The following is a 26,357-nucleotide window of genomic DNA, read 5'->3' as shown; positions in this document are numbered from 1 at the left end:
GGAGTGTGAAAACAATTACTGCACAATTTTGGGCACAAAAAAAGAGTCTAAATAGACCCTTTAAATGTAATACTTATTGTAAAAATTTATTTACCGCGCTGAGCGTCTTTTTGGGCTTTTTTGGCTTCTTTACGTTGCTGTAAAACAGCCTGTGCCTCATTACCAATATGGCCTTCACCACGGGCTTGCGCTAATTCTATTTGCTTTTGGCGCTCCGCAAAACGTGTCCGTTGCTCGTCTGTCACTTCTTCAATACAATGATGACAAGATACACCTTCCATGTATTCAGGCTTTAACTTTTCGTCTTCTGTAATTGGCATACGGCACGCGTGGCATTGATCATAAGAGCCTTTTTGTAAGTCGTGATCAACCGCAACGCGATTATCAAATACAAAACATTCGCCTTCCCACATGGTTTCTTCTTTTGGCACTTCTTCTAGATATTTTAAAATGCCGCCTTCAAGATGATAAACTTCGTCAAAACCTTGCTCTTTCATGTAGGCCGTCGATTTTTCGCAGCGGATACCACCTGTACAAAACATCGCTACTTTTTTATGTTTTTCAGGGTCTAAGTTTTCTTTAGCCCACTGTGGAAATTCGCGAAAGGTTTTAGTATTTGGATCGACTGCATTTTGAAATGTACCAATTTCAATTTCGTAATCATTACGTGTATCAATTAAAATTACTTCTGGATCAGATATAAGTGCGTTCCACTCATTTGGCTTTACATAGCTACCCACAACTTTAAGCGGATCTACGCCTTCAACGCCCATCGTTACAATTTCTTTTTTTAGTTTTACTTTAGTGCGGTAAAACGGGCATTCATCATCGTAAGATTCTTTTGTTACGATGTTTTTTAAATTTGGTTGCTCATCAAGCCAGGCTAATAAGTTGTCTATCCCTTCACGTTTTGCAGAAACAGTGCCGTTTATACCTTCGGCAGCGAGTAGTAAAGTACCGCGTACTTCATTTGCTTCCATCACTTCAAGCAAAGGCTTACGGATAGCTTCAAATCCAGGTAAACCAACAAATTTATACAGCGCACATACTACAAAGTGATCGCCCGTTACATTATCTTTATGAACAACAGTCATTATATTTCCTATTTTGCCTTGTTAGCCAGTATTGGCGTTTACCGAATCGTAAATCCGGCGCATATGGGGCGCGTATTTTACGCTTTTTTAGTTTAATTGCAAAAAATAGCGCTATAGATTGGTTTTTACTGTTAGCGACCTATCTGTGTAAGCTATAATGCGCTGATAAATTTATAGACTTAATTTGCTCATTTTGGAGAAACACACATTGCAGTTTACTGATCTTGGGATTGATACACGCCTTGAAACACAACTAGCACATCAAGGGATCACCCAGCCCACCGATATTCAAGCGCATGCAGTGCCTACCGCACTTGCAGGGCATGACATTTTCGCTCAGTCTAAAACTGGGTCGGGCAAAACCTTGGCGTTTTTATTACCTGCTGTACAAAGGGTTATGAAACAAAAAGCACTCAGTAAACGCGATCCTCGTGTACTTATTGTTGCTCCTACTCGTGAGCTTGCTACGCAAGTATTTACCCAGCTGCGTTTATTAATTGCAGGCACAGCCATTAAGGCCGTAAAAATACTTGGTGGCGAAAACTTTAATGACCAAATAAAAGCACTTAGAAACGACCCACAATTCGTAGTTGCTACACCTGGGCGTTTAGCTGATCACATTACAAAACGCTCATTACAATTGAGTGGACTAGAACTGCTTATTTTTGATGAAGCCGATCGTATTTTAGATTTAGGCTTTACCGAGCAGTTAAAAATGATTAACGAGCAAGCTAATCACCGCTTACGTCAAACGTTATTGTTTTCTGCAACACTTGACCATGCACAAGTAGATGCTCTATCACGTAACCTATTAAAAAAACCAAAGCAAATTACGCTAAGTGCAGCGAACGAGCAACATAGCGATATTAAACAAACTTTATATCTAGCCGATCACCTTGACCATAAAGAAGCGCTATTAGAGCACTTTTTGAATCAAGATGATGTTGGTCAATGCATTATCTTCACAGCAACACGTTCTGACACGAGTCGCTTGAGTGAAGCGCTTAATGCTAAAGGCTTCAAGTCTGTAGCGCTTGCTGGTGATTTAACACAAAATAAACGTTTAGATATAATGGATTCGTTTAGTCGCGAAAACTTTAAAATATTAATCACAACCGATGTTGCATCTCGTGGTTTAGATTTACTAAGTGTAACGCATGTTATTAACTTTGATTTGCCAAAACACGCTGAAGAATATGTACACCGCATAGGTCGTACAGGACGAGCAGGCTTTAAAGGTAACGCAATTTCATTAGTTGGCCCAAAAGATTGGGCAAGTTATTTAGCTATTAAAGCATTTTTAAATGATGAGTTAAAATTTGCGAGCGTAGAGGGCTTAAAAGCTAAGTTTAAAGGTTTAAAAGAGAAAAAGCCTGAGGCAACGTGGGATAAATCTAAAGAAAAATCCGCCGCTGTTAAAAAGCCTGTATTTAAACGCAAAGCCAAACCTAAAAAGCCAACAGCACCAATTAAAGCACCAATGAACATTGATGGCGATACACCAATGCGCCGTAAAAAAAAGACTGAGCAGGAATAATTATGAGTTACCTAGGAACCACACAAACATTATTTGTAAAAGAAGTGAGTAACGAAGGTGCTTACTTAGACGGTCATGATTTAGGTGAAGTGTTTTTACCAAAACAAGAAATTAAACATGAGCTTGAAGCGGGCGATAGCATTAGTGTATTTATCTTTTTAGACAACGCTAACTTAGCAACTGCCACAACTAAAAAGCCACACGCACAAGTAGGTGAATATGCCCTGCTTCGCGTTAAAGAAATTAATAGTATTGGTGCATTTTTAGATTGGGGTCTTGAAAAAGATGTACTAACCCCGTTTAACGAACAAAAACCACGCATGCAAGAAGGTCACTCATATTTAGTTCGTTTGTACCTTGATAATGCAAGCCAACGTATTTGTGCATCAAATAACTTTAATCGCTTCCTATCTAAAGATGAGCCACAATATACTCACTTACAAGAAGTGGATTTAATTGTTGCTGGCAAAACAGATATTGGCTACAAGGTATTAATTGAAGAATCGCATTTCGGTGTTGTTTTTTACAATATGGTATTTAAAAGCTTATTTGTGGGTCAAAAGCTTAAAGGCTTCATTCAGAAAGTACGTGAAGACGGAAAAATTGATGTTGTATTAGAAAAGCCAGGTATGGGAAAAGTAAGTGACCTTGGTGAAACTATTATGCAAAAACTAAAAAATGAAGGTGGTGTTATCCCATTAGGTGATAAATCTGAACCTGAAGCTATAAAAAAGATGTTTTCTACTAGTAAAGCTAACTATAAAAAAGCAATTGGTGGATTATTCAAACAAGAGTTGATAGATATTGAAGCGAAATCCATTCGCTTAAGATCTTAATTATAAATAATAGGCTGTAATTACTAATATTATCTGTTTGTAATTAACCTAAAATATACTTATAAGGCAATGTACATTGCGTATATTGCCTTGAATAATCAAGCACTTCACCTTTTGACTCTAGGTTAAGCGGTGCCAAACGAAAAACCTTCTTTTCGCATTCTATTTTTTTATCATCAAGCTTAGATATGCAATCAGTTACTGTTATATGCTGAGATGTAAGTGTATCCTCATTTTTGTAACATAGGTGGTGTGCATAATCTTGCATTGTTTGTTTAAAATCGAACATATTGACAGGGTAATTCGTGATTATATCTGTTACTGATGTAACATCATCATATGCTTTATTAGAAAAAAGATTTTTATTTACTGAAAAACCCGCAACAATAATAATTATAAAACCTAATAATAACTTCAAAACAAACCCCTACTACATTTCAATCCTAATAATGTAACATAAAATACACATGAGGTAAGGGCTTTTAGCACTATATTGCTGCTTTTTGTTAAATTATGCTATAGATCTATTAACATCACTAAGCACTTTTACGGGATCATCCGCCTGAGTAATAGGTCGGCCTATAACTAAATAATCACTTCCTGCATCTATTGCTTGCTTAGGAGTCATAATACGCTTTTGATCGCCAGCATCACTGCCTTCAGGACGTATACCTGGTGTTACAAGTTTAAAGTTCTCACCTAACTCTGCTTTTAAAGCTTTTGCTTCTTGTGCAGAACACACAACGCCATCAAGCCCTGCTTCCTTTGCAAGCTTAGCTAAATATATAACTTGCTCTTGAGCAGATTTATCAACGCCTAAACGCTTTAGTTCTGTTTCATCCATGCTTGTTAATACAGTAACCGCGATAAGTAATGGCGCTTTATCGCCAAATTGTTCTAGAGCCGATTTAGCTTTGCTCATCATTTCAAAACCACCAGAAGCATGAACGTTTACCATCCACACACCCATTTTCGCAGCTGCAGTAACAGCTTTAGCTACTGTATTAGGGATGTCATGAAATTTTAAATCTAGAAAAACATCAAAACCTAAATCAATTAACTCTTTAACAAATGCAGGTCCAAAATAAGTAAACATCTCTTTGCCTACTTTAAGGCGACATGTATCAGGAGAAAGTTGTTTAACAAAGTTTAAAGCAACCTCTTGATCATCGTAATCTAATGCTATAAGAATTTTTTTTGAGTGTTCGAAAGACATGACTATCCTAATGTATGGCTATAATACCAATCCGCAATAATACTTAATCAATTTGAGGACCAAATCTGACGCTAACTGCGTTAAAAATTTCTTATATAGAACAATAATATTACGAAATTTTTTGCCTTGTTATCGACACGATTTTCTTACCTCAAAACAGACCACTTAATTAAGCGAATTGATATAAAGTAATTGTATAAGTAGATTTAATGCAATAGTGCTAGCTGGTAATTTGAGAGAAGGTGTAGAGAAATTTATATAGACACAACATCAAAAAATTCCAACCCAGTAAACTCTCAGTTTAATTTGCTAAAATTATCATAGTTAAATCCGATATTATTTAAGGGGTTATTAAAATCCGTCTAAGCCTCGACTTGGAACAATGGTTTCCCAATGCTTACAAGAAGGGCAATTCCAATATATTGTGTAGCTTGTAAAACCGCAATGCTGACATTGGAAATCAGGTTTTGTAGCAATATAAGAGGTTACAAGCTTATCAATTTCATTAAGTACTTCTTTAGTATTTTTATTTTGGTCACCCATTAATTGCAGTAAAAAACTGAAACCACGAATAGTCGGTTGACGTTTTAAGCTATCAGTTAGAAATTCAAAGGCTTGTTTAGTGTGTCCTTGCTCAAGCAATGCCTGGCAATGTTTTATTTTAATTAATACACCGCCCTTTTCTAACAAGTCACTGACTAATTCATGAAATTGATGCGTTAAATTTAATTGTTTATAGCTGTGAGCCAGCTCATCAATAAACAACGGCGCAAACAAAGTGAATTGTGATACAAGCTCACGCCAGTAATAAATAGCTTTAACGTAATCTTCTTTCGCGTAAGCAACTAATCCTAACTCGTAAAGCGGACGTACGGCTTTATAATTTAAGCTAATCGCTTTTCTCATTAGTTGGGGCGTGTTGTCACTTAAAGCTGACTCACAATAAAAATTAGCAATCGCTTTAAATTGCTGTTCTTTTGAAAATAGTTCGCTGTGGGCTTCAAACATGTTGATGCCTTTTTCCCATTCACGGGTTTGCGAATATAAAGTAATAATAGGGTCTAGCGCTTCTACATGGCCAGCCTTAACTAACCAAACTAAGTGCTCTTCTGCACTATCTAGTAGACCAGCCATTATATAATCTTCGGCAAGTTCTAAACGGCTAGTTGCAGCTTGTTGTTCATTTAAGCCTGGGTGTTTTAATAGAAGTTCATGAATTTTAATTGCGCGGTCCAATTCACCTCTACGGCGAAACATGGTGGCAAGTGTAGAATAGTGTTCAACAGAGTCAGCTGAAACTTCAAGCAAATTAATCAAGTGCTCTAAGCCTTGGTCTTCTTCTCTGTCGAGTAGAAACTTTAAGCCTTTGCTGTATTCAGAAGTGATCTGACGATTTAGTTGATGAGCTTGGTTTTTAGCACTGTTTTTACCCATAATCCAGCCGTAACCGGCGGCAACAGGTAATAGTAAAAACAAAAGCTCAATCATAGTTAGGTGTCTTTATTCGCGGCAAGCTTTTTTTTATCTTTTTCAGGCGCTAATTGCTTTTTTAAGCGGTAGTTTTGCCACTTTAATTGTGAAAACAATTTAAAGCTAATAAAACAACCCACTAAAACACCTAATAAAAAGCAGATACTTATTATTACAGCTAAAGGTAGTGTATTACTGGCTATAATATAATTTATTTGTACTAACTGTGGGTTTTGTGACCCTAATACAAATGCACTGATAAGGCATAGCGCAACCAGAATAATTTTTAATACCTTGAACAAGTAACTACTCCACTAAGTTAACTAGGCAATGCTTTCATTTACGCGGTCGCGTAATTCTTTGCCTGGTTTAAAATGAGGTACATGCTTTCCTTCAAGCTCAACTGTATCGCCAGTCTTAGGATTACGACCTGTGCGAGGAGCGCGGAAATGCAAAGAGAAACTACCAAAACCTCTGATCTCAATACGATCTGAAGTAGATAATGAGCCGGCCATTTGTTCAAGAATTTCTTTTACAGCATTCTCAACATCTTTCACTGGAACGTGTGCGTGTTGTTCCGCAAGTGTTTCTATCAGTTCTGACTTAGTCATAGCGTTTCCTTAAAAAGAGATATAGGAAGGGCAAAAAATGCCCTTCCAACTAAAAACTAATTATATATTAGTCTTTTTGTGCATTTGCGAAAGCAGCTGCCATTGCGTTTTCAAACACTGGCTCTTCTTTCTTAAGCTTCTCTAGTACTTCTTTCTCTTCTGCTTCGAAAAGAGCTTTTACAGATAAGCTTAAAGTGCGGTTCTTACGATCAACACCAACGTATTTAACTTCAATCTCGTCGCCTACAGAAACAACAGTAGTTGCATCTTCAACGCGTTCTTGAGCGATATCAGCTACACGGATGTAACCTTCAACGCCTTCGATAAGTTCAACAGTTGCGCCTTTCGCATCAACTTCAGTCACTTTACCTTTAACAATAGCACCTTTTTTGTTTGCATCAAGGTAGTTATTGAATGGGTCAGCTTCGATTTGCTTAACACCTAGAGAGATACGTTCACGCTCTGGGTCAACTTGCAATACGATAGCAGTGATTTCGTCGCCTTTCTTGAATTCACGTACAGCTTCTTCGCCAGGTGTATTCCAAGAAATGTCTGAAAGGTGTACAAGACCGTCAATACCACCGTCAAGACCGATAAAGATACCGAAGTCAGTGATTGATTTGATCTTACCAGTAACTTGATCGCCTTTGTTTTGTAGACGAGCAAATTCCTGCCAAGGATTAGCAATACATTGCTTAAGACCAAGAGAAATACGACGACGTTCTTCGTCAATTTCTAAAACCATAACTTCAACAGTGTCGCCTAAGCTAACAACTTTTGAAGGATGGATGTTTTTGTTAGTCCAATCCATTTCAGAAACGTGTACTAAACCTTCAACGCCTTCTTCGATTTCCACGAAACAGCCGTAATCTGTAAGGTTAGTAACACGACCAGAAAGTTTAGAACCTTCTGGGTAACGACCAGCGATAGCTGCCCATGGATCTTCACCAAGCTGTTTAAGGCCTAGAGATACACGAGTTTTATCTTTGTCGAATTTTAGAACTTTAACTGCGATTTCGTCGCCAACATTAACGATTTCTGAAGGGTGCTTAACACGCTTCCAAGCCATATCAGTAATGTGTAGTAGACCATCAACACCACCAAGGTCAACGAATGCACCGTAGTCAGTAAGGTTCTTAACGATACCTTTAACTTCTTGGCCTTCAACAAGGTTAGCAAGAAGCTCTTCACGTTCTTGTGAGTTTTCAGATTCGATAACTGCACGACGTGAAACAACAACGTTGTTACGTTTTTGGTCAAGCTTGATTACTTTAAATTCAAGCTCTTTGCCTTCAAGGTGAGTTGTGTCACGTACTGGACGAACATCAACAAGTGAACCAGGTAGGAAAGCACGGATTGAATCAACTTCAACTGTGAAACCGCCTTTAACTTTACCGTTGATAACACCAGTAACAGTCTCTTGCTCTTCACATGCTTTCTCAAGACGGATCCATGCTTCGTGACGCTTAGCTTTCTCACGAGAAAGTATAGTTTCACCGAAACCGTCTTCAATTGCATCTAGTGCAACATCTACTTCGTCGCCAACAGCAACTTCAAGTTCACCAGCAGCATTTTTGAACTGCTCAGCAGGGATAGCACTTTCTGATTTAAGACCAGCATCTACAAGTACAATGTTGTTCTCGATTGAGATTACTGTACCTTTAACGATAGAGCCTTGCTCTGCTTCAAAACCCTTTAAGCTTTCTTCAAATAACTGCGCAAAATTTTCTGACATACGAATATACGTCTCTATATATTATACCAATAAGCAACCATGCTGCATGGGGTTGTTAAAATAGCACTGGCATCCTGCTGGCGCATAAAATGTGTTTTAGCTTCGTTTAGGAAGCTTACCTTCAGAGATTGCAATATCTAATAAAGTTATTACTTTATCAAACACTTGCTGTGCATTGAGTTCGCTAGTATCAAGCTCAATAGCATCTTCTGCAGGTACAAGCGGAGCAACGGCACGATTCATATCGCGCTCGTCACGAGCTTGAATGTCCTGTAATAGACCACTTAGTGTAACATCAAGACCGCGCGTATTCAACTCAACAAAGCGTCTACGAGCACGCTCTTCTGCACTTGCTGTTAAATATATTTTTAACGGCGCATCTTGAAAAACCACAGTGCCCATATCACGGCCATCGGCAATTAAGCCGTTTTCAGTGCGAAATGCACGCTGGCGACGTAATAACGCTTCACGAACGCGAGGTAATGCTGCAACTTTTGATGCTGCAGCGCCTACTTCTTCATTACGAATAGTAGTAGTTACATCTTCGCCTTCTAAAATAACTTTTCCTGCATTAGTTTGGCTATCTACCAAAAACTGCACATCTAAATTTGCAGCAAGAGGGACAAGCCCTTCTTCATTGTCTAATGCAATTTGGTGATGAAGTGCAGCTAAAGATAAAACGCGATAAATCGCACCGCTATCTAATACATCCCACCCTAACTTGTCGGCTAACAAGCGACAAACAGTTCCTTTACCTGAACCACTTGGGCCATCAACGGTGATCACGGGCATTAATAACGCCTGCATTTAAAACCTCCTGCAATGCACACCTAAATAAACCGCGACATTATACGTCAGTTATTAAAATATATCTGCTATTAGTGTGTAACTTTTGTAATTACTTCTAATTAGCTTATTCACTGACTGACGCTAAAACATTGAAAAATGTAGGAAATGTTTTATAGGTACACTTTGGATCATTAATCGTTATTGGCTTTCCACCAACGGCAACCATTGCAAAACACATGGCTATACGGTGATCGTCGTAAGTGTCTATTGCTACATCGTTGAAGTGTTTAGGCGGTGTAATTTCTATAAAGTCATGCCCTTCTACCACTTCTGCACCTACTTTTCTAAGCTCAGTTGCCATCGCATATAAACGGTCTGTTTCTTTTACTCGCCAGTTATAAATGTTACGAATGGCAGTTGGGCCTTTAGCGAAAAGAGCAACAGTTGCAAGGGTCATAGCAGCATCAGGAATTGCATTAGCGTCAATATCTACGCCTTTTAATTCGCCTTTGCGAACAACTAAACGCTCATCATACCAATCGATTTTCGCGCCTACTTGCTCCATTACTTTAGCAAAGCCTATATCACCTTGAACTGATTTAGCACCCACGCCTTTAATTTCAATCTCGCCGCCAGCAATTGCAGCCGCAGCAACAAAGTAAGAAGCAGAAGATGCATCGCCTTCAACCATAATTCGTTCGAGTGATTGATACTGTTGACCACCTTTAACTTTAAAAGTTGCATAATCACTGTGTTCAACATTAACACCAAAACGTGCCATTACATCAAGCGTAATATCAATATAAGGTTTAGATACTAAAGTACCTTTAATAGTTATCGTTGTATCACCGCTAAATAATGGCGCTGCCATTAATAGAGCCGTTAAAAATTGACTTGAAATACTACCGTCAATTTCAACCTCACCACCTTTTATTTGACCACCTACAATTTTAAGTGGTGGATAGTCTTTGTGTTTTGTATAGGTAACATCACCACCAAGCGCTTGTAGAGCATCAACCAAGTGACCTATCGGACGCTCTTCCATACGTGGCTCGCCAATTAGCTCATACTCACCAGCAACGGCAGCAAGTACAGCCGTTAAAGGTCTGTAAGCAGTACCTGCATTACCTAAAAACAAGGGCTCAGTAGGTGTATTAAACACACCACCAACTCCCTCTACGGTCGCTACAGTGTGTTCATCATTTAAAGTTACATTTACACCTAATAACTTTAAAGCACCCAGCATATGGCGTATATCGTCACTATCAAGTAAGTTTTCTACAACGGTGGTACCGTTTGCCAGTGCTGCTAATAATAAAATTCTGTTCGATAGACTCTTTGAACCTGGTAGGGTTACCGTGCCATTTACTTTAGAAATAGGTTCTAAACGGAGCTGCTCCATTAGCTGTGCTCCTTTGCAAATGCAGCCATAAAATCTACAAGTGCTTGAACACCTTCAAGAGGCATAGCGTTATAAATACTTGCGCGCATACCGCCCACAATTCTGTGACCTTCAAGTGCAAGTAAACCGGCCTCGTTTGATTGAGCAACAAATTTGCTATTTAAGCTTTCATCGTTTAACCAAAATGGAACATTCATGCGTGAGCGGCAATGTTTAGCGACTATATTTGAATAAAAATCTGAGTTATCGATAAAATCATACAGTAAATTTGCTTTAGCAATATTTTGTGCTTCCATGGCTTTTACCCCACCATTGCTTTCAAGCCATTCAAATACTTCAGCCGCTAAATACCAAGCAAAGGTAGGTGGGGTATTAAACATACTGCCCTGCTTTGCTTCAAGTGCGTAATCTAAAATACCGGGCTTTGGCAAACCTTCGCGCTCAAGTAATGTTTTACGAACAATAACAATTGATATGCCCGATGGACCGATATTTTTTTGCGCACCAGCGTAAATCAAATCAAATTTATTAACGTCTATCTCACGCGATAAAATAGTTGAAGACATATCAGCAATAATCGGAGCTGTTGGGTGGCTTGGTACATCAAAAATCTCTAAGCCATCGACAGTTTCATTAGGGCAATAGTGGATGTACGCAGCGTCTTCTGGTAATTCCCAGTCAGCAACGTCTTTAATTGAAAACTCACCATCAGCATCATTACGGACATCCGTAAAAGACGTTTGAGTAAACTTATTCGCTTCATCTCTGGCGCTTTTCGACCATACGCCATTCTCGCAATAAAACGCTGTTTTGCCTTCTTGGTGTAAGTTTAATGGCACAGCACTAAACTGGCCACGACCACCACCATGCATAAACAGCACTTCAAATTCATCACTAATATTCATTAGGCGACGAAGGCTAGCTTCACATTTAGCTGTAAGCGCTAAAAACTCTTTACTACGATGGCTAATCTCCATCACAGACACACCTAGGTCTTGCCAATCTAGAAACTCTTTTTGCGCTTTTTTCATAACCGCTTGCGGAAGCATAGCTGGCCCCGCACAAAAATTATATTTACTCATTACCTTTGCCTCATTCCAGTAATTTAACTACTAAGCATGAACATTTAATACCAATCCGCTAAACCTTTAAAATTTAATGAATAATACCAATCCGCAATAATACTTAATCATTTTGCGGGGCTAAACGTGTCGCTACTTGCGTTAAAAAATTCTCATTTAGAACAACTAAATAGCGAATTTTTTGCCTAGCTATCAACACGTTTTTCCACCCTCAAAATAGATCTCTTAATTAAGCGAATTGGTATGAGTATAATTTCACACCCTATTAATTTTTTTCAACAACATTAAAAAAAGCGGCCAAGGCCGCTTTTTCAATATCAATTATTCTGAAGGAGGATTATCATCCGCTACTTCATCAATAACCGTATCTACTGTTTCAACGTCTTCAATATCAATTAAGTCACTTTCTGTAACTTCAATCTCTTCTATACGTTGTAAACCAACTACTTGCTCTCCGTCAATAGTTCTGATCAAAATAACACCTTGTGTGTTACGTCCAACCGTTGAAACTTCATTAACGCGAGTTCGTACTAAGGTACCACGATTCGAAATAATCATTATTTCATCGTTGTCATCAACTTGCACAGCACCAACAACAGCGCCGTTACGTTCACTCACCTTAATTGATACAACACCTTGTGTTGCACGACTCTTAGATGGGTAATCTTCAAGTTGTGTACGCTTACCGTAACCATTTTCAGTTACCGTTAGAATAGCACCGTCAGTTTTTGGTACAATTAACGATACTACGCGTTGCTCGTCTGGCATTTTAATACCACGAACACCTGTAGCAGTACGACCCATTGGGCGAACACCTTTGAAGCGAATCTCAGGGTTACCTTCTTCGTCTAATACTGGGTTACCGTTTTCATCAACAACTGTTGTTTCTTCAGCTTCTTTGAACCGTACAACTTTACCTGCATCAGTGAACAACATAATTTCGTTGCTACCATCGGTAATATCAACACCAATCAAGCTATCGCCATCATTTAAGTTAACAGCAATAATACCGCTTGCACGTTGACGACTGTAAGCCGTTAATGGTGTTTTCTTAACTGTACCGAATGCAGTTGCCATAAAGATATATTTATCTTCTGCGTACTCGCGTACTGGCAATATAGCAGTAATACGTTCATCAGCTTCAAGTGGTAACAAGTTAACAATTGGCTTACCGCGCGCTGCACGACTTGCTAGTGGTAACTGATACACTTTAAGCCAATATAAACGACCGGCCGTAGAGAAACATAAAATAGTATCGTGTGTATTTGCAACTAACAGACGTTCAATGAAATCTTCATCTTTCATCTTCGTTGCTGACTTACCTTTACCACCACGACGCTGTGCTTCGTAATCAGACAATGCCTGATACTTCACATACCCTTCGTGAGAAAGCGTTACAACAACGTTTTCTTCGGTAATTAAGTCTTCAAGGCTGATATCGTGAGCCGCTGCATTGATCTCAGTACGACGTTCGTCGCCATACTGCGCTTTAATTTCAACTAGTTCGTCACGAATAACTTCCATTAAACGCTCAGGTGTTGCCAAAATATAAAGTAGCTCAGCAATTAACTCTAATAACGCTTGATATTCAGTTAAGATTTTTTCGTGTTCAAGACCAGTAAGCTTGTGTAAACGCAAATCTAGAATTGCTTGAGCTTGTTGCTCAGAAATATAGTATTGACCGTCGCGAATACCTAAATCATCAGCAAGCCAATCTGGACGGGCTACATTATCTTCGCCTGCTTTTTCAAGCATACCTTGTACATGACCTAATTCCCACGGACGTGCAGTTAAAGCAATTTTAGCTTCAGCAGGTGTAGGTGATTTACGAATAAGCTCGATAATTGGGTCAATGTTTGCAAGCGCAATTGCTAAACCTTCAAGCGTATGAGCACGGTCACGCGCTTTGCGTAAATCAAACACGGTACGGCGAGTTACTACTTCACGGCGGTGAATAATAAACTCTTCAAGCATTTCTTTTAGATTAAAACACTTAGGTTGGTTGTTAATTAATGCAACCATATTCATACCAAACACAGTTTGTAACTGAGTTTGTGAATACAAGTTATTTAAAATAACTTCGCCTACATCACCACGTTTAATTTCAATAACGATACGCATACCGTCTTTATCTGATTCATCACGTAGTGCACTAATACCTTCAATTTTCTTATCTTTAACAAGCTCAGCAATTTTTTCAATTAAACGGGCTTTATTAACTTGATAAGGAATTTCGTGAACGATGATTGTTTCACGGCCTGTTTTTTCATCGGTTTCGACGTCGGCGCGTGCACGCATGTACACTTTACCACGGCCAGTTAAATAGGCTTGTTCAATGCCTTTTTTACCGTTGATAATTGCAGCCGTAGGGAAATCAGGACCAGGGATATAATCCATTAACTCTAAAATAGTTAAATCAGGATTTTGAATAAGTGCCAAACAACCGTTCACAACTTCAGTTAAGTTATGTGGTGGTATATTTGTAGCCATACCTACTGCAATACCCGACGAACCATTCACTAATAAATTAGGGACTTTCGTAGGTAACACGTCAGGGATGAACTCAGTGCCATCGTAGTTAGGAACGAAATCAACCGTTTCTTTTTCAAGATCGGCTAATAACTCATGCGACATTTTTGCCATACGTACTTCTGTATAACGCATTGCCGCTGCTGAATCACCATCAACCGAACCGAAGTTACCTTGGCCATCTACAAGCATATAACGTAGTGAGAATGGCTGAGCCATACGAACTATCGTGTCATAAACTGCACTGTCGCCGTGTGGATGGTATTTACCGATTACGTCACCGACCACACGGGCCGATTTTTTGTAAGGCTTGTTCCAGTCATTACTAAGCTCGTTCATTGCAAACAAAACGCGGCGATGAACAGGTTTTAAGCCGTCACGTACGTCTGGTAATGCACGTCCTACTATTACGCTCATTGCGTAATCTAAGTAGGAGTTTTTTAACTCGTCTTCAATATTGACTGGCAGAATTTCATTGGCGAGATCAGTCATTTGATATCACATTCCTTCAGTATCAGCTCTCAACAACCCGGTATTGGGTATTAAGAGTATTGTTATTATTTCTAACAGCCATGCTATCACAATTAATTTTAATTTACAGGCGCAAAACTTTGCGATTTATCAATTTAGCCCTATATAATGGCCTCAGATTGACGAGGAAGTATTTTATGACCGAACATCAAAATGTAGATCACGCAGAAATAGCAAAATTTGAAGCCATCGCTGAGCGTTGGTGGGACCTAGACGGAGAATTCAAACCTCTTCACGAAATTAACCCGTTACGTTTAGACTTTATAGCAAACAAAACGCAAGGCTTATTCGATAAAGAAACACTCGACGTTGGCTGTGGCGGCGGTATTTTAAGCCAAAGCATGGCGCGTATGGGTGCAAAAGTAACTGGCATCGATATGGGCCAAGAACCTTTAACTGTTGCTAAGTTGCACAGTTTAGAAACTGGCGTAAATGTAGATTATATAAAAGTGCCTGCAGAAGAGTTTGCAACACAGTACCCTGAGCGCTTTGATGTAATAACGTGTATGGAAATGCTTGAGCACGTTCCCGACCCAGCATCTATCATTCATGCTGTAGCTGCACTTGCCAAACCAGGCGCGGACGTGTTTTTTTCAACCCTGAACAAAACACCTAAAGCATATTTATACGCGATTGTTGGCGCTGAAAAACTCTTAAAAATGGTGCCTGAAGGTACACACGACCATAAAAAGTTTATAAAGCCTGCACAACTTATTGCATGGGCAGAGCAAGCCGGTTTAAAAGTTCGTGCAAGCACAGGGCTTTCTTATAACCCACTATCAAAGCAATATACGCTCAATAGTGACGTTAGCGTAAATTACATACTTTATTTTGAGAAGTTAGCTTAATGGCTAACTCTCAAGCCCCCCTACCCCTTATTGAGTACGATGCATTTTTATTTGATTTAGACGGCACCCTACTCGACACCGCTGATGATTTAGGTGCCGCTTTAAACGCAGTTCTTATTAGCAATAAAATAGAACCTGTTAGTAGTGATATATACCGTCCTGCGGCATCTAACGGCGCAGGCGCATTATTAGAGGCTGGTTTTAAAGAATTATGGGCTAAACAACCCCAAAGCGAGCTTATAAAGCAATTAGTTGACGAGTACGCCACAAACATAGCAAATCACACACGTTGCTTCAGCGGAGTTGAATCGTTACTTATCGCCCTTGATCAGAAAAAGATCAAATGGGGGATCATGACTAATAAACCAGGGTTTTTAACCGATCCTTTAGTGGCAGCTATTCCCGCATTAAAAAATGTCAGTGTAGTAATAAGTGGCGACACATTAGCTGAAGCTAAGCCATCACCTTTACCACTGCTACATTGTGCAAAGCTTATGCAGGTAGAACCAAGCCGTTGTTTATACATTGGTGATGCACAGCGTGACATACAAGCAGGCAAAGCGGCAGGTATGCATACCGCAACGGCACTTTGGGGTTACATCCCAAGTATTGATGAAGCCAACAGCTGGAATGCTGATTTTAACTGGCAAAGCCCAATTGATGGTTTTAACCATATATAGTGCTATTTTAATTATCAAACACTATATGCTGTGGTTTTGTTAGCTTTCACACAAAGCTTGCTGATAAAAAAAGCAGTCAGAATTTATTTTTAAAATGCGTAAATTTAGCAGATCACTAATTGATTTTTGCATATTTCAACTTAATTGATTGTTCGAAGGTGAGTCTCTACTAACACAAATGCGTTATCCTAAAGTTATCCACAAACAGGGGCAATTATGTCCCTTGCAAAACAACTCAGACCACATTAAAGTTTTATTAACACTTTGATGGAATTGATATTTCAACTAGGTGGAGGGGCTAACATCATACCCAAGGTTTGAATATGATGTTAGCAAAGACACTTGCTAAAATTTTAGGAAAGCGCCCAAGTGTGGAAGTTTGAGCGTAACTGATTCTTATATTGTCGGCAAGTGACTAACTCAGATTTAGGATAACTAAAGTTGAAACTCAATATTTCTATAGAAATTTCAGAGAGTGTAATAATGATTGTTTTTAAAATTATTACACTGGGTAGTTTGCTCGTAGTATAAATTTAAATGGGCTAATTTTTAGCCCATTTTTATATCTTACATTCCAGTATAACTATATCTGAAAAACTTACCTTGCCTCAATCTTATATATTACAACCATATACCCTGTACAAAAATTCGATTCAACCATATATAGTGCTATGTTAATTAATAAACACTATATATTGTGATTGAGTCAATTTTCACGCAAAGCCTGATGATAAAAAAAGCAGTCAAAATTTATTTTTAAAATACGCAAATTTAGTAGATCATTAGTTGATTTTTGCATATTTCATCTTAAATGATTGTTCGAAGGTGAGTGTCTACTAACACAAAGGCTATATCTCCTCATTATCAGATAATAGACACAATTCTACCTCTTGCAAAACAACTCAGACCACACTATCTTGTGATCATTAAATTGAACAGCACCAGATATTGTGGCCAAATGTTATTCAATTAAATTCTCCAATTTAATTAAATTTATACAAAACGAGTATCTACCTTGCTTCGGCGAGGCATAAACATTGGTCAAAATACATAATTCCCAAGGAATACAGGCAAATCTATGAACCAACAGTTATCTGTAAGCAAACGTGATGGGCGCAAAGAGCCTCTTGATCTGGATAAGATCCATCGCGTTATTGAATGGGCCGCCGAAGGTTTAAGCAACGTTTCGGTTTCGCAAGTTGAATTAAAATCGCACATTCAGTTTTACGACGGTATTCGTACTAAAGACATTCACGAAACCATCATTAAAGCAGCAGCGGATCAGATTTCAAAAGAATCGCCTGATTATCAATACTTAGCTGCACGTTTAGCTGTATTCCATTTACGTAAAAAAGCGTACGGTCAATTTGAGCCACCACGTTTATTTGACCACGTAACAAAAATGGTTGGCGATAAACGCTACGATGCTCACTTATTAGTAGATTACACAGAACAAGAATTAGACGAGCTTGATGCATATCTTGATCATTCTCGCGATCTTAACTTTAGCTACGCGGCTGTAAAACAGCTTGAAGGTAAGTATCTCGTTCAAAACCGTGTATCGGGTGAAATCTACGAAAGTGCACAGTTTTTATATATTTTAGTAGCAGCGAGCTTATTCTCTGACTACCCACGTGAAACACGCGTTTCTTACATTAAGCGCTTTTACGACGCAGTATCGTTATTTAAAATATCTCTACCAACGCCAATTATGTCGGGTGTACGTACACCTACTCGCCAGTTTAGCTCGTGTGTATTAATTGAATGTGGCGACAGCCTTGATTCAATCAATGCAACGTCGTCAGCTATTGTTAAATATGTTTCACAGCGTGCAGGTATTGGTATTAACGCTGGTCGTATTCGTGCGCTAGGTAGCCATATTCGTAACGGCGAAGCGTACCACACAGGTTGTATTCCTTTTTATAAGCACTTTCAAACAGCTGTTAAAAGTTGTTCGCAAGGTGGTGTACGTGGCGGCGCTGCAACATTATTCTACCCGCTTTGGCATTTAGAAGTAGAAAACCTACTTGTACTTAAAAATAACCGTGGTGTAGACGACAACCGTGTTCGTCACCTAGATTACGGCGTACAGTTTAATAAACTAATGTACTCTCGTTTAATTAAAGACGACTACATTACGTTATTTAGCCCATCAGATGTGCCAGGCCTTTACGATGCATTTTTTGAAGATCAAGCTGAGTTTGACGCGCTTTACGTAAAATACGAACAAGACGAATCGATTCGTAAAAAACGCATTAAAGCGATTGAGCTTTTCTCTATGTTTGCGCAAGAGCGTGCAAGTACAGGTCGTATTTATTTACAAAATGTGGATCACTGTAATACACACAGCCCGTTCATTGCTAAAGTTGCGCCTATTCGCCAATCTAACTTATGTTTAGAAATTGCATTGCCAACTAAGCCACTTAATAACGTAAATGACGAAGAAGGCGAAATTGCCCTTTGTACACTGTCTGCGTTTAACTTAGGTGCAATAGAATCACTTGATGAGCTCGAAGAGCTAGCTGAACTTGCAGTACGCGCACTTGATAACTTACTTGATTTCCAAGACTACCCAGTACCGGCTGCTAAAAATGCAACTATGGGTCGTCGAACGTTAGGTATAGGCGTGATTAACTACGCATACTACCTAGCTAAAAACGGTAAACGTTATTCAGATGGCAGCGCAAATGCATTAACACATAAAACCTTTGAAGCGATTCAATACTACTTGATGAAAGCATCAAACGAGCTTGCTAAAGAGCGTGGCGCCTGTCCTAAGTTTAACGAAACAACGTATTCACAAGGCATTATGCCAACAGATACGTACAAACGTGATTTAGATAAAATTTGTGATGAGCCACTTCATCTTGATTGGGATACACTACGTGCAAATATTAAAGAGCACGGTATGCGTAACTCAACACTAAGTGCGTTAATGCCATCAGAAACATCGTCGCAAATCTCTAATGCAACAAATGGTATTGAACCACCACGTGGACATATTAGCGTTAAAGCAAGTAAAGACGGTATTTTAAAGCAAGTTGTTCCTGAGTATGAGCGTTTAAAAGATCAATACGAGCTACTGTGGGACATTCCATCAAACGATGGTTACTTGCAGCTTGTTGGTATAATGCAAAAATTTGTAGACCAAACAATTTCTGCAAATACAAATTATGATCCAAACAAGTTCGAAGGCGGTAAAGTACCTATGCAAGTCTTATTAAAAGACTTACTAAGCGCGTACAAACTAGGTGTTAAAACCTTGTACTACCACAATACTCGTGATGGTGCCTCAGATATGCAAGAAGATACTCCAGAAGTGGAAGATGATGATTGTGAAGGCGGCGCGTGTAAAATATAACTGCTGATTTTTATTTTAAGCGGGCATTTAGCCCGCTTTTTCTGATAGTTTTTTGAGTGATAAACATGTCTTATACTACTTTTAGCCGAAACCATAATAACCAAATGCAAGAGCCAATGTTTTTTGGCCAAACTGTAAACGTATCTCGTTACGACCAACAAAAATACCCAATTTTTGAAAAATTAATCGAGAAGCAACTGTCTTTCTTTTGGCGTCCTGAGGAAGTAGATGTAAGTAAAGACCGTTTAGACTTTCAAGCGTTACCCGATCACGAAAAGCATATATTTTTAAGTAACTTAAAATACCAAACTTTGCTTGATAGCGTACAAGGCCGTTCGCCAAACGTTGCCCTACTCCCTATTGTATCGCTACCAGAGCTTGAAACATGGATAGAAACGTGGGCGTTCAGTGAAACAATTCACAGCCGCTCATACACGCATATTATCCGTAACGTAACACAAGCACCTGAACTTATTTTTGATGACATTGTTAGCAACGATAAAATTAGCGAACGTGCTGATGCCGTAACTAAATACTACGATGACTTAATTAACTCTGTATCGCTTTACAACTTATACGGTGAAGGCAAACACGAGATTAACGGTAAAACTGTTATCGTGAATTTGTTTGAGCTTAAAAAGAAACTTTACCTGGCTATGATGTCGGTAAATATTCTTGAAGCGATTCGCTTTTACGTAAGCTTTGCATGTTCGTTTGCGTTTGCTGAGCGTGAACTAATGGAAGGTAACGCTAAAATCATCAAGCTTATTGCGCGCGATGAAGCACTTCACCTTTCGGGTACTCAGCATATTTTAAACATTATGCAAGACGGTAAAGACGACCCTGAAATGGCGATTGTTGCAGCTCAGTGCCGCGACGAAGCGATTAAAATGTTTGTTGATGCTGCAGAGCAAGAAAAAGAGTGGGCTGAGTATTTATTTAAAGATGGTTCAATGATTGGCTTAAATAAGCATATTTTATGTCAGTACGTTGAATACATTACTAATGCACGTATGACTGCCATTGGCTTGCCAGCACAGTTTGAAAATAACAGTAACCCTATCCCATGGATAAACTCGTGGTTAGTGTCTGATAACGTGCAAGTAGCACCGCAAGAAGCAGAAATTAGCTCATACCTTGTTGGTCAAATAGACTCTCAAGTTGATGCATCAGAATTTGGTGATTTTGATTTATAATGAGTGACAAGTCTACTGCAAGCATAACGCTTGCAGAAAACAGCCAGTGTATAGAATTTACCGCTGGCTGCCCTTCTCTTTTACAGTGCTTAGAATCCATGAAAATAGACGTCGCATTCCAATGCCGTGAAGGTTACTGCGGCGCTTGTAGGGCAACGTTAGTGTCAGGTAGTGTTGAATATAACGAAGAGCCACTTGCGTTTGTGCGCGAAGGCGAAATACTCCTGTGCTGCTGCAAGCCTAATGGCAATGTAAGTATTGATCTGAAATAAAATTAATACTTACATCTATCGTTTATTAAACTTATCAATAGTGTGGAACAAACCGGTAATGCCCGGTAATTTTGTAATCAAAAAGCATATCGCTTTTTTGCGGACCACGCCCTATATTATGCACAATAAGTGGGTTACCCGTATCTTGAGATAACTCATTAATCACCATACCTATATGAGGTAAATTACCTGATAACATCCACGTTACTATATCGCCGGTTTTATAATCACTCACCTTACTGGATTTACTTAATACGTTTGCATGGCGCTCAAAGTAAGCTTGTAAATTTGGTACACGTCGGTGGTCTATATTTCTATCAGGCTTAGCTAAACCCCAAATACGTTTAGATGGATACAGTACAAAGTTTTTTTGCATGTCTTCATGCACGAGTTTCTGTAAGTCGATACCTAACTTTCTGTAACTTCTGATTATAACGTCGGTACATACCCCAATATTTTTAGGCACATCACCACCTGGGTAAGCAATTGAGTGATAAGCCCCATCGTAGGTAATATTGTGTTTTGTTCGCTCGAGTAAGGCTGATACTATACCTTCTTCAAACGTTACAGCTTGTGCATCAATACACATTAAAGTAAAAAAGCATCCTAACGTTTTGTTCATATAAATTCCTTTAAAATTCTGCGCTAATTACAGAGTATGAGTTACATATTTTGGCACATCTATTTTTTTACCACGACTAGCAAATTGATCATCAAGCGCGTATGCCATCTTTTCGAGCGGAGCATGGTGATATCCCTCTCGTTGAATTTCACTAATGTAACGAAGCATAAATGCGTTAGCGCCAAGCTCAAGCCACTGCGCAACATGAACAAGTTCATGAAAATGGACCCTTAAATTAGTAGCGACGTGGGGAAGTATATAATAAGTATTTTTATACGTTATACCCGCCGCGTCCATATCGACAAAATCACCTAGGCCCATTTCTCGCAGACCCGCAAAGTCTGGCTTTGGTATTTGGTCTACAACAACGTAATACGCGTTTTTTAAAAACTCGGTAGGATAAAACCCATAAAATTCATTACTGAATTTATCACAACTCACTTTTTGACTACTGTATTTTAAATTTGTAGCGTCAATCCAATTTTCTATTTGTTCTAGCACAGCTCCTCTCCTAAAGTACAAATGCAACACACCATGTGTAAACCTTAATCTAATATTGTAGTAAGTTTTTTAACCAGCACTTTTAGTATTAACACCTCGCAACTAGCGAAGAAAATAGAACGCATAGAGTATCTAAACAAAAAGCTCTAAATCAAAATTATCATATAAACATAACCAGTCTATAAACAGTAAAAACCTTTTTTATACTTTTTAAAGTGTTATTATTTGTAACTAAAACAGTAACACTTAAAATCATGTATAATTTTACTAATACACTCTTTCGCATGAAAATAATGCGTTTCAGTCCCATTGTCTTACTGGTCATATTAAGTAATACAGCAAATGCTGAAAATATAAAACCGTTCACATCAGATGGCTGTAGTGCTTTTCCGGACGGCACGACAAAAGATAAAAAGTTGTGGCTTGCATGTTGTAAAGCGCACGACTACGCCTACTGGCAAGGTGGCACTTATTGGCAACGTTTAGAAGCAGATAAAGCCTTGCAACAATGTGTTATTGAAGCCGGCGAAACGAGTATAGCGAACCTTATGCTTGCTGGAGTTCGATTTGGTGGCAGCCCTTATATACCATCGACTTTCAGATGGGACTATGGTTGGCCCTATCCTAGGTTATATCAAGCATTAACAGCTGATGAAATTAAGCAAATTGCTGCTTTAAAAACGGTATTAACTCAAACCAATTAACACATTGTGAAAAACTGTGTTATGCAAATAATATCAAAAGGAATTGAATCACTATGCTTATACTGCTAAGTATCATTTTAACTTTGTTTCCAACGGTAATATCTTATTTTGTTTCACGTAATTACGCTAAAAAGGCTAAAGCGACTAATAAAGGTGCTTACATCAGAGCAGTGCTTTGGCCTAGTGTTTTCTCGTGGACACTATTTGCTGCTGTTGGGCACGGCGCAATCATCTTCCCCTTACCTTCAACGTTTGCGGTCGTGTTATATGTGTTTCTATATGACGAACGTGGTATCTATTTTCATCCTCACATATTTTTAAGCCCAACGATTCCAATAGCCGTTTATTTAATAAGCTATTTCAAATACAAAAAAGCGGCCAATAAAGAGCTAACGCCCTAGCCCACTGTTGGCTCATAAGTATCTTGTAAGGTCCAAAGCTGCACTTACTCCTGCTGTACACTTCTTTGCTGTGAAACTACAACGTTATTATCTGAATACAATTGTGTAAATAACGGGTCTGGTAAATTAATAAAGCGTCATTACCAAAAATAACGAGTTTACTTATGCACCCAGATATACAAAAAAATCTTAAAGTAAAACCTGCTCACATCGTCTCATTTATTGTGTTTTTATTAGTTTCAATATCTACGTTTACCGTTCAAGTATATGCCGCTGATGCTGTATGGCCTTCAAAAACCACTTACAAATATGCAAATGTAAACGGTAAAAAGGTATTTTACCGAGAAGCTGGCATCCAGCATAAGCAAACCATTGTGCTTTTACATGGCTATCCGTCGTCTTCACACAGCTACCGAGAATTGATCCCGCTTTTATCAGGTCGTTATCATGTAATTGCACCCGATTATTTAGGCTCAGGATACAGCGAACGCCCAAACCCAGAAACTCAAAAATATACTTTTGAATTACTAGCTCAATACGTTGAAGGGTTACTAACAACGCTTAAAGTAAAGCGCTACAGCCTATATATACAAGACTTTGGAGCACCTGTAGGCTTTAGAATGTTGTTAAATAATCCTAATAAACTTGATGCACTTATTGTACAAAATGGTAATGCGTATTTAGAGGGGCTAACCCTACCGAGGCAAGCATTTTTTAAAGCCGCGAATGAAGATAGTTCGAAAGCTCAGCAAGATAAAATTTATTCGTTCACGTCTGAACAAGCCATTATTAATAAGCAGTATTTACGAGACGTACAAAGTAACCCAGAAGTGATGAGCCCAGATAGCTGGACGCACGATCTTCACTTTTTACAAACCAAATCCGATAGAGTAATTCAAGTTCAATTGCTACGAGATTACTACAACAACCTTCTCGACTATCCAAAGTGGCAAGCTTATTTACGCAAGTACCAACCACCAACGTTAATTGTATGGGGTAAAAACGATCCTGCGTTTATAGCCGCAGGCGCTAAAGCATACTTAAAAGATATACCGAACGCTGAACTGCACTTACTCGATTCAGGGCACTTTAGTGTTGAAGAAAAACCAGTAGAAATTGCAAAGTACATTATCGATTTTATGAATAAGCTAGCTCAATAGTAAGCCTTTTCTTTTGGTTTAGTATTTATAGCGAACATAAAAAAGCGCTGAGGGTATAAACCATCAGCGCTTTATTAAGCTCAAGCTAAATCCACAAAAATCACATTTAATATGGATAAGTTATGCTTTTATGTATTTAACCTTCTTCTTCAATAAGCGACTCTAGTAGGTCGTGTATTTCAGCTTTAAGCTCTTTGTCTTCAATTTTATTGGCGCTGACTTTAGCATTTTGAAGGTTTTTAATAGCTTCATCTTTTTGGCCAAGCTCAAGCTGTAATGTAGCCATTGAAAAAGAAACCGACGACATATGATCTTTGTTATTAATCGCAATCGACTTTTCTAATGCTTTTTCGTAAGTAGTAATTGCCTCTTCTAACTCTTCGGTAAAATCAGCTAAGGTTTCCCATTGTACAGGGTGATCTTTTGAGGTGTTTTCGTTTTCAATACAAATAGCTTTTAATTGAGCAAATAACGACTCAAACTTTTCACGGTTATTTTTGTTAGCCGCCGCCATTAAATCTTCTGCTAGATCATGTACCGCTTTGTATATTTTTGTATTCATCATCACTGGTTATCCTTTAATGCAGCTAAACTCATTTACTCACTCAATTTAGCTAAAATATATCATTACAGTCATTATAAAACGTATTTAAACAACTGATTTATTTAATTTGGTGTATAGCGTAATAATACATTAATAATGAACATCGCGTAGGCGTTAAACACTCTGTGATTAAACTTTATCGAAATTACTCTTGGTAAACTTACACGCTGAATAAACTTGCAACCCAATCCAACGTAAAGATGGTCGTAAACACTTTAAGTGCAATGACAACTGAAAATAATAGGATGATTGCCGCTTTAGCTTTGCTACTTTTAAGATTGTTCCAATACAATAACTTTGCATTAAATTCTGTTTTTAACTTAGTGACAGCCTCTTTCATAATAACGCCCTACTTAGGTATCCGCGCTCAGCAACATTTAACAATCACACAGTTGCTCAAGCGGGGTTTGTAACATTTTTCGCTACCTTTAGAGTAAACCATTAAATAAAGCCTGTACTATATAAAATGTAACAAAGGGTTTTAACTTAAGTTATTGTATCTAACTATTGTTTACACACCCAAAAATTAAAGGATAGGTAAATTCAGTAGAGCGTTAATAATAAATTTGGTGCTACACTAATAACTAACTTAAATTCGTTAACAGTCAACTAAATTAGCCAATTATGAAAGAATGCAACCAGTGTGGTAAATGCTGTATTAAATATGGCGGCGGCGATTTAAGCGCAACGAAAGAGGAAATAGATTTATGGGAGCTCTTTAACCCCGAAATTTATGAATATGTTAAAAACAACGAAATTTGGTTTGACCCAAAAACAGGCTTAAGACTTCAAGTGTGCCCATTTTTAGAAATTGCGCCTAAAAAAGATCCTCTCGCTAAAAATATGTATACCTGCAGTATTTACCTCGACCGCCCAGAAGACTGCCGCCACTACCCTAGCCTTATTTCAGAGATGATCCGCGACGAATGCGAAATGATTGAATCTGTAGATATAACAAATCAGACAAGAGCGCAGCATAAACTAGATGCGATAATGATAGATAGCCGCTATTAAATACATAGATTTACCGGCTAGCGCTATGAGTTCTTCGGTCAAATAGATAAGTTTTCTATTCACAAACCTATTATTTGAATTTTTATAATATTGGCTTAATCGTCATTTTTAGATTATTCATCGCAAAATACAAAGTTATACTATAACATTGTTGATTCGTTA

26 protein-coding genes are annotated in these 26,357 nt (G+C 38.4%); 11 read left to right on the top strand and 15 right to left on the bottom strand.

Annotated elements, in window-relative coordinates:
* Nucleotides 1-86 precede the first annotated feature (86 nt).
* A complete protein-coding gene (locus I6E85_RS05840; RefSeq protein ID WP_024590153.1) occupies nucleotides 87-1,094 on the bottom strand; it encodes a rhodanese-related sulfurtransferase in 1,008 nt (335 codons plus the stop codon).
* 208 nt (nucleotides 1,095-1,302) lie between these two features.
* Here I6E85_RS05840 and I6E85_RS05835 point away from each other — a divergent pair, with 208 nt between their 5' ends.
* On the top strand, nucleotides 1,303-2,631 hold the full coding sequence (locus I6E85_RS05835) for a DEAD/DEAH box helicase (protein WP_007583068.1): 1,329 nt from the start codon (nucleotides 1,303-1,305) through the stop codon (nucleotides 2,629-2,631).
* Between the two features lie 2 nt (nucleotides 2,632-2,633).
* Nucleotides 2,634-3,467 (top strand): S1 RNA-binding domain-containing protein, encoded by an 834-nt coding sequence (locus tag I6E85_RS05830; RefSeq protein WP_024590152.1) that lies wholly within the window; start codon nucleotides 2,634-2,636, stop codon nucleotides 3,465-3,467.
* 43 nt (nucleotides 3,468-3,510) lie between these two features.
* On the opposite strand, the gene I6E85_RS05825 is transcribed toward I6E85_RS05830, so the two are convergent.
* The 10 genes from I6E85_RS05825 to gyrA form a co-directional block, all read right to left on the bottom strand.
* Nucleotides 3,511-3,885: a hypothetical protein gene (locus I6E85_RS05825; protein ID WP_007583062.1), complete on the bottom strand. Its 375-nt coding sequence runs from the start codon at nucleotides 3,883-3,885 to the stop codon at nucleotides 3,511-3,513.
* A gap of 93 nt (nucleotides 3,886-3,978) precedes the next feature.
* Nucleotides 3,979-4,683, bottom strand: a complete 705-nt coding sequence (gene pyrF, locus I6E85_RS05820) for an orotidine-5'-phosphate decarboxylase (protein ID WP_010552857.1) — start codon at nucleotides 4,681-4,683, stop codon at nucleotides 3,979-3,981.
* A gap of 351 nt (nucleotides 4,684-5,034) precedes the next feature.
* Nucleotides 5,035-6,171: a lipopolysaccharide assembly protein LapB gene (lapB, locus tag I6E85_RS05815; protein WP_010552858.1), complete on the bottom strand. Its 1,137-nt coding sequence runs from the start codon at nucleotides 6,169-6,171 to the stop codon at nucleotides 5,035-5,037.
* A 2-nt stretch (nucleotides 6,172-6,173) separates the two neighbouring features.
* Entirely contained in the window at nucleotides 6,174-6,455 is a 282-nt protein-coding gene (locus I6E85_RS05810) for a lipopolysaccharide assembly protein LapA domain-containing protein (RefSeq protein ID WP_007583056.1), read from the bottom strand.
* Between the two features lie 21 nt (nucleotides 6,456-6,476).
* Nucleotides 6,477-6,764 carry an integration host factor subunit beta gene (ihfB, locus tag I6E85_RS05805; protein ID WP_007583054.1) on the bottom strand — a complete coding sequence of 96 codons (288 nt, stop codon included), beginning with the start codon at nucleotides 6,762-6,764 and terminating at the stop codon, nucleotides 6,477-6,479.
* 67 nt (nucleotides 6,765-6,831) lie between these two features.
* Nucleotides 6,832-8,499, bottom strand: coding sequence for a 30S ribosomal protein S1 (gene rpsA / locus I6E85_RS05800; protein ID WP_002961176.1), 1,668 nt, complete (start codon nucleotides 8,497-8,499; stop codon nucleotides 6,832-6,834).
* Nucleotides 8,500-8,595: 96 nt separating this feature from the next.
* Nucleotides 8,596-9,306: a (d)CMP kinase gene (gene cmk / locus I6E85_RS05795; protein ID WP_024590151.1), complete on the bottom strand. Its 711-nt coding sequence runs from the start codon at nucleotides 9,304-9,306 to the stop codon at nucleotides 8,596-8,598.
* 106 nt (nucleotides 9,307-9,412) lie between these two features.
* The gene (gene aroA / locus I6E85_RS05790) at nucleotides 9,413-10,690 is read right to left on the bottom strand and encodes a 3-phosphoshikimate 1-carboxyvinyltransferase (RefSeq protein ID WP_024590150.1); all 1,278 of its coding nucleotides are present in this window, start codon (nucleotides 10,688-10,690) and stop codon (nucleotides 9,413-9,415) included.
* A complete protein-coding gene (gene serC, locus I6E85_RS05785; RefSeq protein WP_010552860.1) occupies nucleotides 10,690-11,772 on the bottom strand; it encodes a 3-phosphoserine/phosphohydroxythreonine transaminase in 1,083 nt (360 codons plus the stop codon). The genes aroA and serC overlap by 1 nt, the downstream gene beginning before the upstream one ends.
* A gap of 321 nt (nucleotides 11,773-12,093) precedes the next feature.
* Nucleotides 12,094-14,793 carry a DNA topoisomerase (ATP-hydrolyzing) subunit A gene (gene gyrA, locus I6E85_RS05780; RefSeq protein ID WP_007583046.1) on the bottom strand — a complete coding sequence of 900 codons (2,700 nt, stop codon included), beginning with the start codon at nucleotides 14,791-14,793 and terminating at the stop codon, nucleotides 12,094-12,096.
* Between the two features lie 176 nt (nucleotides 14,794-14,969).
* Here gyrA and ubiG point away from each other — a divergent pair, with 176 nt between their 5' ends.
* The 5 genes from ubiG to yfaE all read left to right on the top strand — a co-directional run bounded on the left by ubiG (nucleotide 14,970) and on the right by yfaE (nucleotide 21,189).
* Nucleotides 14,970-15,680, top strand: coding sequence for a bifunctional 2-polyprenyl-6-hydroxyphenol methylase/3-demethylubiquinol 3-O-methyltransferase UbiG (gene ubiG / locus I6E85_RS05775; protein ID WP_008171708.1), 711 nt, complete (start codon nucleotides 14,970-14,972; stop codon nucleotides 15,678-15,680).
* Nucleotides 15,680-16,360, top strand: coding sequence for an HAD family hydrolase (locus I6E85_RS05770; RefSeq protein WP_024590149.1), 681 nt, complete (start codon nucleotides 15,680-15,682; stop codon nucleotides 16,358-16,360). Before ubiG ends, I6E85_RS05770 begins: the two co-directional genes overlap by 1 nt.
* Before the next feature lie 1,078 nt (nucleotides 16,361-17,438).
* Nucleotides 17,439-19,721, top strand: a complete 2,283-nt coding sequence (gene nrdA, locus I6E85_RS05765) for a class 1a ribonucleoside-diphosphate reductase subunit alpha (RefSeq protein ID WP_010552863.1) — start codon at nucleotides 17,439-17,441, stop codon at nucleotides 19,719-19,721.
* Between the two features lie 65 nt (nucleotides 19,722-19,786).
* Nucleotides 19,787-20,917: a class Ia ribonucleoside-diphosphate reductase subunit beta gene (gene nrdB / locus I6E85_RS05760; RefSeq protein ID WP_007583038.1), complete on the top strand. Its 1,131-nt coding sequence runs from the start codon at nucleotides 19,787-19,789 to the stop codon at nucleotides 20,915-20,917.
* On the top strand, nucleotides 20,917-21,189 hold the full coding sequence (yfaE, locus tag I6E85_RS05755; protein WP_024590148.1) for a class I ribonucleotide reductase maintenance protein YfaE: 273 nt from the start codon (nucleotides 20,917-20,919) through the stop codon (nucleotides 21,187-21,189). Before nrdB ends, yfaE begins: the two co-directional genes overlap by 1 nt.
* Before the next feature lie 34 nt (nucleotides 21,190-21,223).
* On the opposite strand, the gene I6E85_RS05750 is transcribed toward yfaE, so the two are convergent.
* The gene (locus I6E85_RS05750) at nucleotides 21,224-21,811 is read right to left on the bottom strand and encodes a DUF1287 domain-containing protein (protein ID WP_024590147.1); all 588 of its coding nucleotides are present in this window, start codon (nucleotides 21,809-21,811) and stop codon (nucleotides 21,224-21,226) included.
* Between the two features lie 27 nt (nucleotides 21,812-21,838).
* A complete protein-coding gene (locus I6E85_RS05745) occupies nucleotides 21,839-22,312 on the bottom strand; it encodes a hypothetical protein (RefSeq protein ID WP_024590146.1) in 474 nt (157 codons plus the stop codon).
* Nucleotides 22,313-22,605: 293 nt separating this feature from the next.
* Here I6E85_RS05745 and I6E85_RS05740 point away from each other — a divergent pair, with 293 nt between their 5' ends.
* From I6E85_RS05740 to I6E85_RS05730, 3 genes are all read left to right on the top strand, one after another.
* Entirely contained in the window at nucleotides 22,606-23,016 is a 411-nt protein-coding gene (locus I6E85_RS05740) for a hypothetical protein (RefSeq protein WP_024590145.1), read from the top strand.
* Between the two features lie 53 nt (nucleotides 23,017-23,069).
* On the top strand, nucleotides 23,070-23,417 hold the full coding sequence (locus I6E85_RS05735; protein WP_024590144.1) for a hypothetical protein: 348 nt from the start codon (nucleotides 23,070-23,072) through the stop codon (nucleotides 23,415-23,417).
* A gap of 164 nt (nucleotides 23,418-23,581) precedes the next feature.
* Nucleotides 23,582-24,577, top strand: coding sequence for an alpha/beta fold hydrolase (locus I6E85_RS05730; RefSeq protein WP_101164053.1), 996 nt, complete (start codon nucleotides 23,582-23,584; stop codon nucleotides 24,575-24,577).
* Nucleotides 24,578-24,713: 136 nt separating this feature from the next.
* Here the strand turns inward: I6E85_RS05730 and I6E85_RS05725 are convergent, their stop codons facing one another.
* Both I6E85_RS05725 and I6E85_RS05720 read right to left on the bottom strand, forming a co-directional pair.
* Nucleotides 24,714-25,142 (bottom strand): hypothetical protein, encoded by a 429-nt coding sequence (locus tag I6E85_RS05725; RefSeq protein WP_024590143.1) that lies wholly within the window; start codon nucleotides 25,140-25,142, stop codon nucleotides 24,714-24,716.
* A 199-nt stretch (nucleotides 25,143-25,341) separates the two neighbouring features.
* Nucleotides 25,342-25,521 (bottom strand): hypothetical protein, encoded by a 180-nt coding sequence (locus I6E85_RS05720; RefSeq protein WP_024590142.1) that lies wholly within the window; start codon nucleotides 25,519-25,521, stop codon nucleotides 25,342-25,344.
* A gap of 284 nt (nucleotides 25,522-25,805) precedes the next feature.
* Here I6E85_RS05720 and I6E85_RS05715 point away from each other — a divergent pair, with 284 nt between their 5' ends.
* Nucleotides 25,806-26,195: a YkgJ family cysteine cluster protein gene (locus tag I6E85_RS05715; protein WP_024590141.1), complete on the top strand. Its 390-nt coding sequence runs from the start codon at nucleotides 25,806-25,808 to the stop codon at nucleotides 26,193-26,195.
* Nucleotides 26,196-26,357 lie beyond the last annotated feature (162 nt).

The sequence above is a fragment of the Pseudoalteromonas sp. NZS71 genome (assembly GCF_015864715.1).
Taxonomy (GTDB): Bacteria; Pseudomonadota; Gammaproteobacteria; order Enterobacterales; family Alteromonadaceae; genus Pseudoalteromonas; species Pseudoalteromonas arctica.
This window is presented reverse-complemented; position numbering and strand designations above follow the sequence as displayed.

Bases quoted from the DNA above. Each gene is read 5' to 3' on its own strand.
- I6E85_RS05840 (WP_024590153.1), bottom strand. From the start codon at position 1,094: ATGACTGTTGTTCATAAAGATAATGTAACGGGCGATCACTTTGTAGTA.
- I6E85_RS05830 (WP_024590152.1), top strand. From the start codon at position 2,634: ATGAGTTACCTAGGAACCACACAAACATTATTTGTAAAAGAAGTGAGT.
- pyrF (WP_010552857.1), bottom strand. From the start codon at position 4,683: ATGTCTTTCGAACACTCAAAAAAAATTCTTATAGCATTAGATTACGAT.
- lapB (WP_010552858.1), bottom strand. From the start codon at position 6,171: ATGATTGAGCTTTTGTTTTTACTATTACCTGTTGCCGCCGGTTACGGC.
- ihfB (WP_007583054.1), bottom strand. From the start codon at position 6,764: ATGACTAAGTCAGAACTGATAGAAACACTTGCGGAACAACACGCACAC.
- rpsA (WP_002961176.1), bottom strand. From the start codon at position 8,499: ATGTCAGAAAATTTTGCGCAGTTATTTGAAGAAAGCTTAAAGGGTTTT.
- cmk (WP_024590151.1), bottom strand. From the start codon at position 9,306: ATGCAGGCGTTATTAATGCCCGTGATCACCGTTGATGGCCCAAGTGGT.
- aroA (WP_024590150.1), bottom strand. From the start codon at position 10,690: ATGGAGCAGCTCCGTTTAGAACCTATTTCTAAAGTAAATGGCACGGTA.
- serC (WP_010552860.1), bottom strand. From the start codon at position 11,772: ATGAGTAAATATAATTTTTGTGCGGGGCCAGCTATGCTTCCGCAAGCG.
- gyrA (WP_007583046.1), bottom strand. From the start codon at position 14,793: ATGACTGATCTCGCCAATGAAATTCTGCCAGTCAATATTGAAGACGAG.
- ubiG (WP_008171708.1), top strand. From the start codon at position 14,970: ATGACCGAACATCAAAATGTAGATCACGCAGAAATAGCAAAATTTGAA.
- I6E85_RS05770 (WP_024590149.1), top strand. From the start codon at position 15,680: ATGGCTAACTCTCAAGCCCCCCTACCCCTTATTGAGTACGATGCATTT.
- nrdA (WP_010552863.1), top strand. From the start codon at position 17,439: ATGAACCAACAGTTATCTGTAAGCAAACGTGATGGGCGCAAAGAGCCT.
- nrdB (WP_007583038.1), top strand. From the start codon at position 19,787: ATGTCTTATACTACTTTTAGCCGAAACCATAATAACCAAATGCAAGAG.
- yfaE (WP_024590148.1), top strand. From the start codon at position 20,917: ATGAGTGACAAGTCTACTGCAAGCATAACGCTTGCAGAAAACAGCCAG.
- I6E85_RS05750 (WP_024590147.1), bottom strand. From the start codon at position 21,811: ATGAACAAAACGTTAGGATGCTTTTTTACTTTAATGTGTATTGATGCA.
- I6E85_RS05740 (WP_024590145.1), top strand. From the start codon at position 22,606: ATGCGTTTCAGTCCCATTGTCTTACTGGTCATATTAAGTAATACAGCA.
- I6E85_RS05735 (WP_024590144.1), top strand. From the start codon at position 23,070: ATGCTTATACTGCTAAGTATCATTTTAACTTTGTTTCCAACGGTAATA.
- I6E85_RS05730 (WP_101164053.1), top strand. From the start codon at position 23,582: ATGCACCCAGATATACAAAAAAATCTTAAAGTAAAACCTGCTCACATC.
- I6E85_RS05725 (WP_024590143.1), bottom strand. From the start codon at position 25,142: ATGATGAATACAAAAATATACAAAGCGGTACATGATCTAGCAGAAGAT.
- I6E85_RS05720 (WP_024590142.1), bottom strand. From the start codon at position 25,521: ATGAAAGAGGCTGTCACTAAGTTAAAAACAGAATTTAATGCAAAGTTA.
- I6E85_RS05715 (WP_024590141.1), top strand. From the start codon at position 25,806: ATGAAAGAATGCAACCAGTGTGGTAAATGCTGTATTAAATATGGCGGC.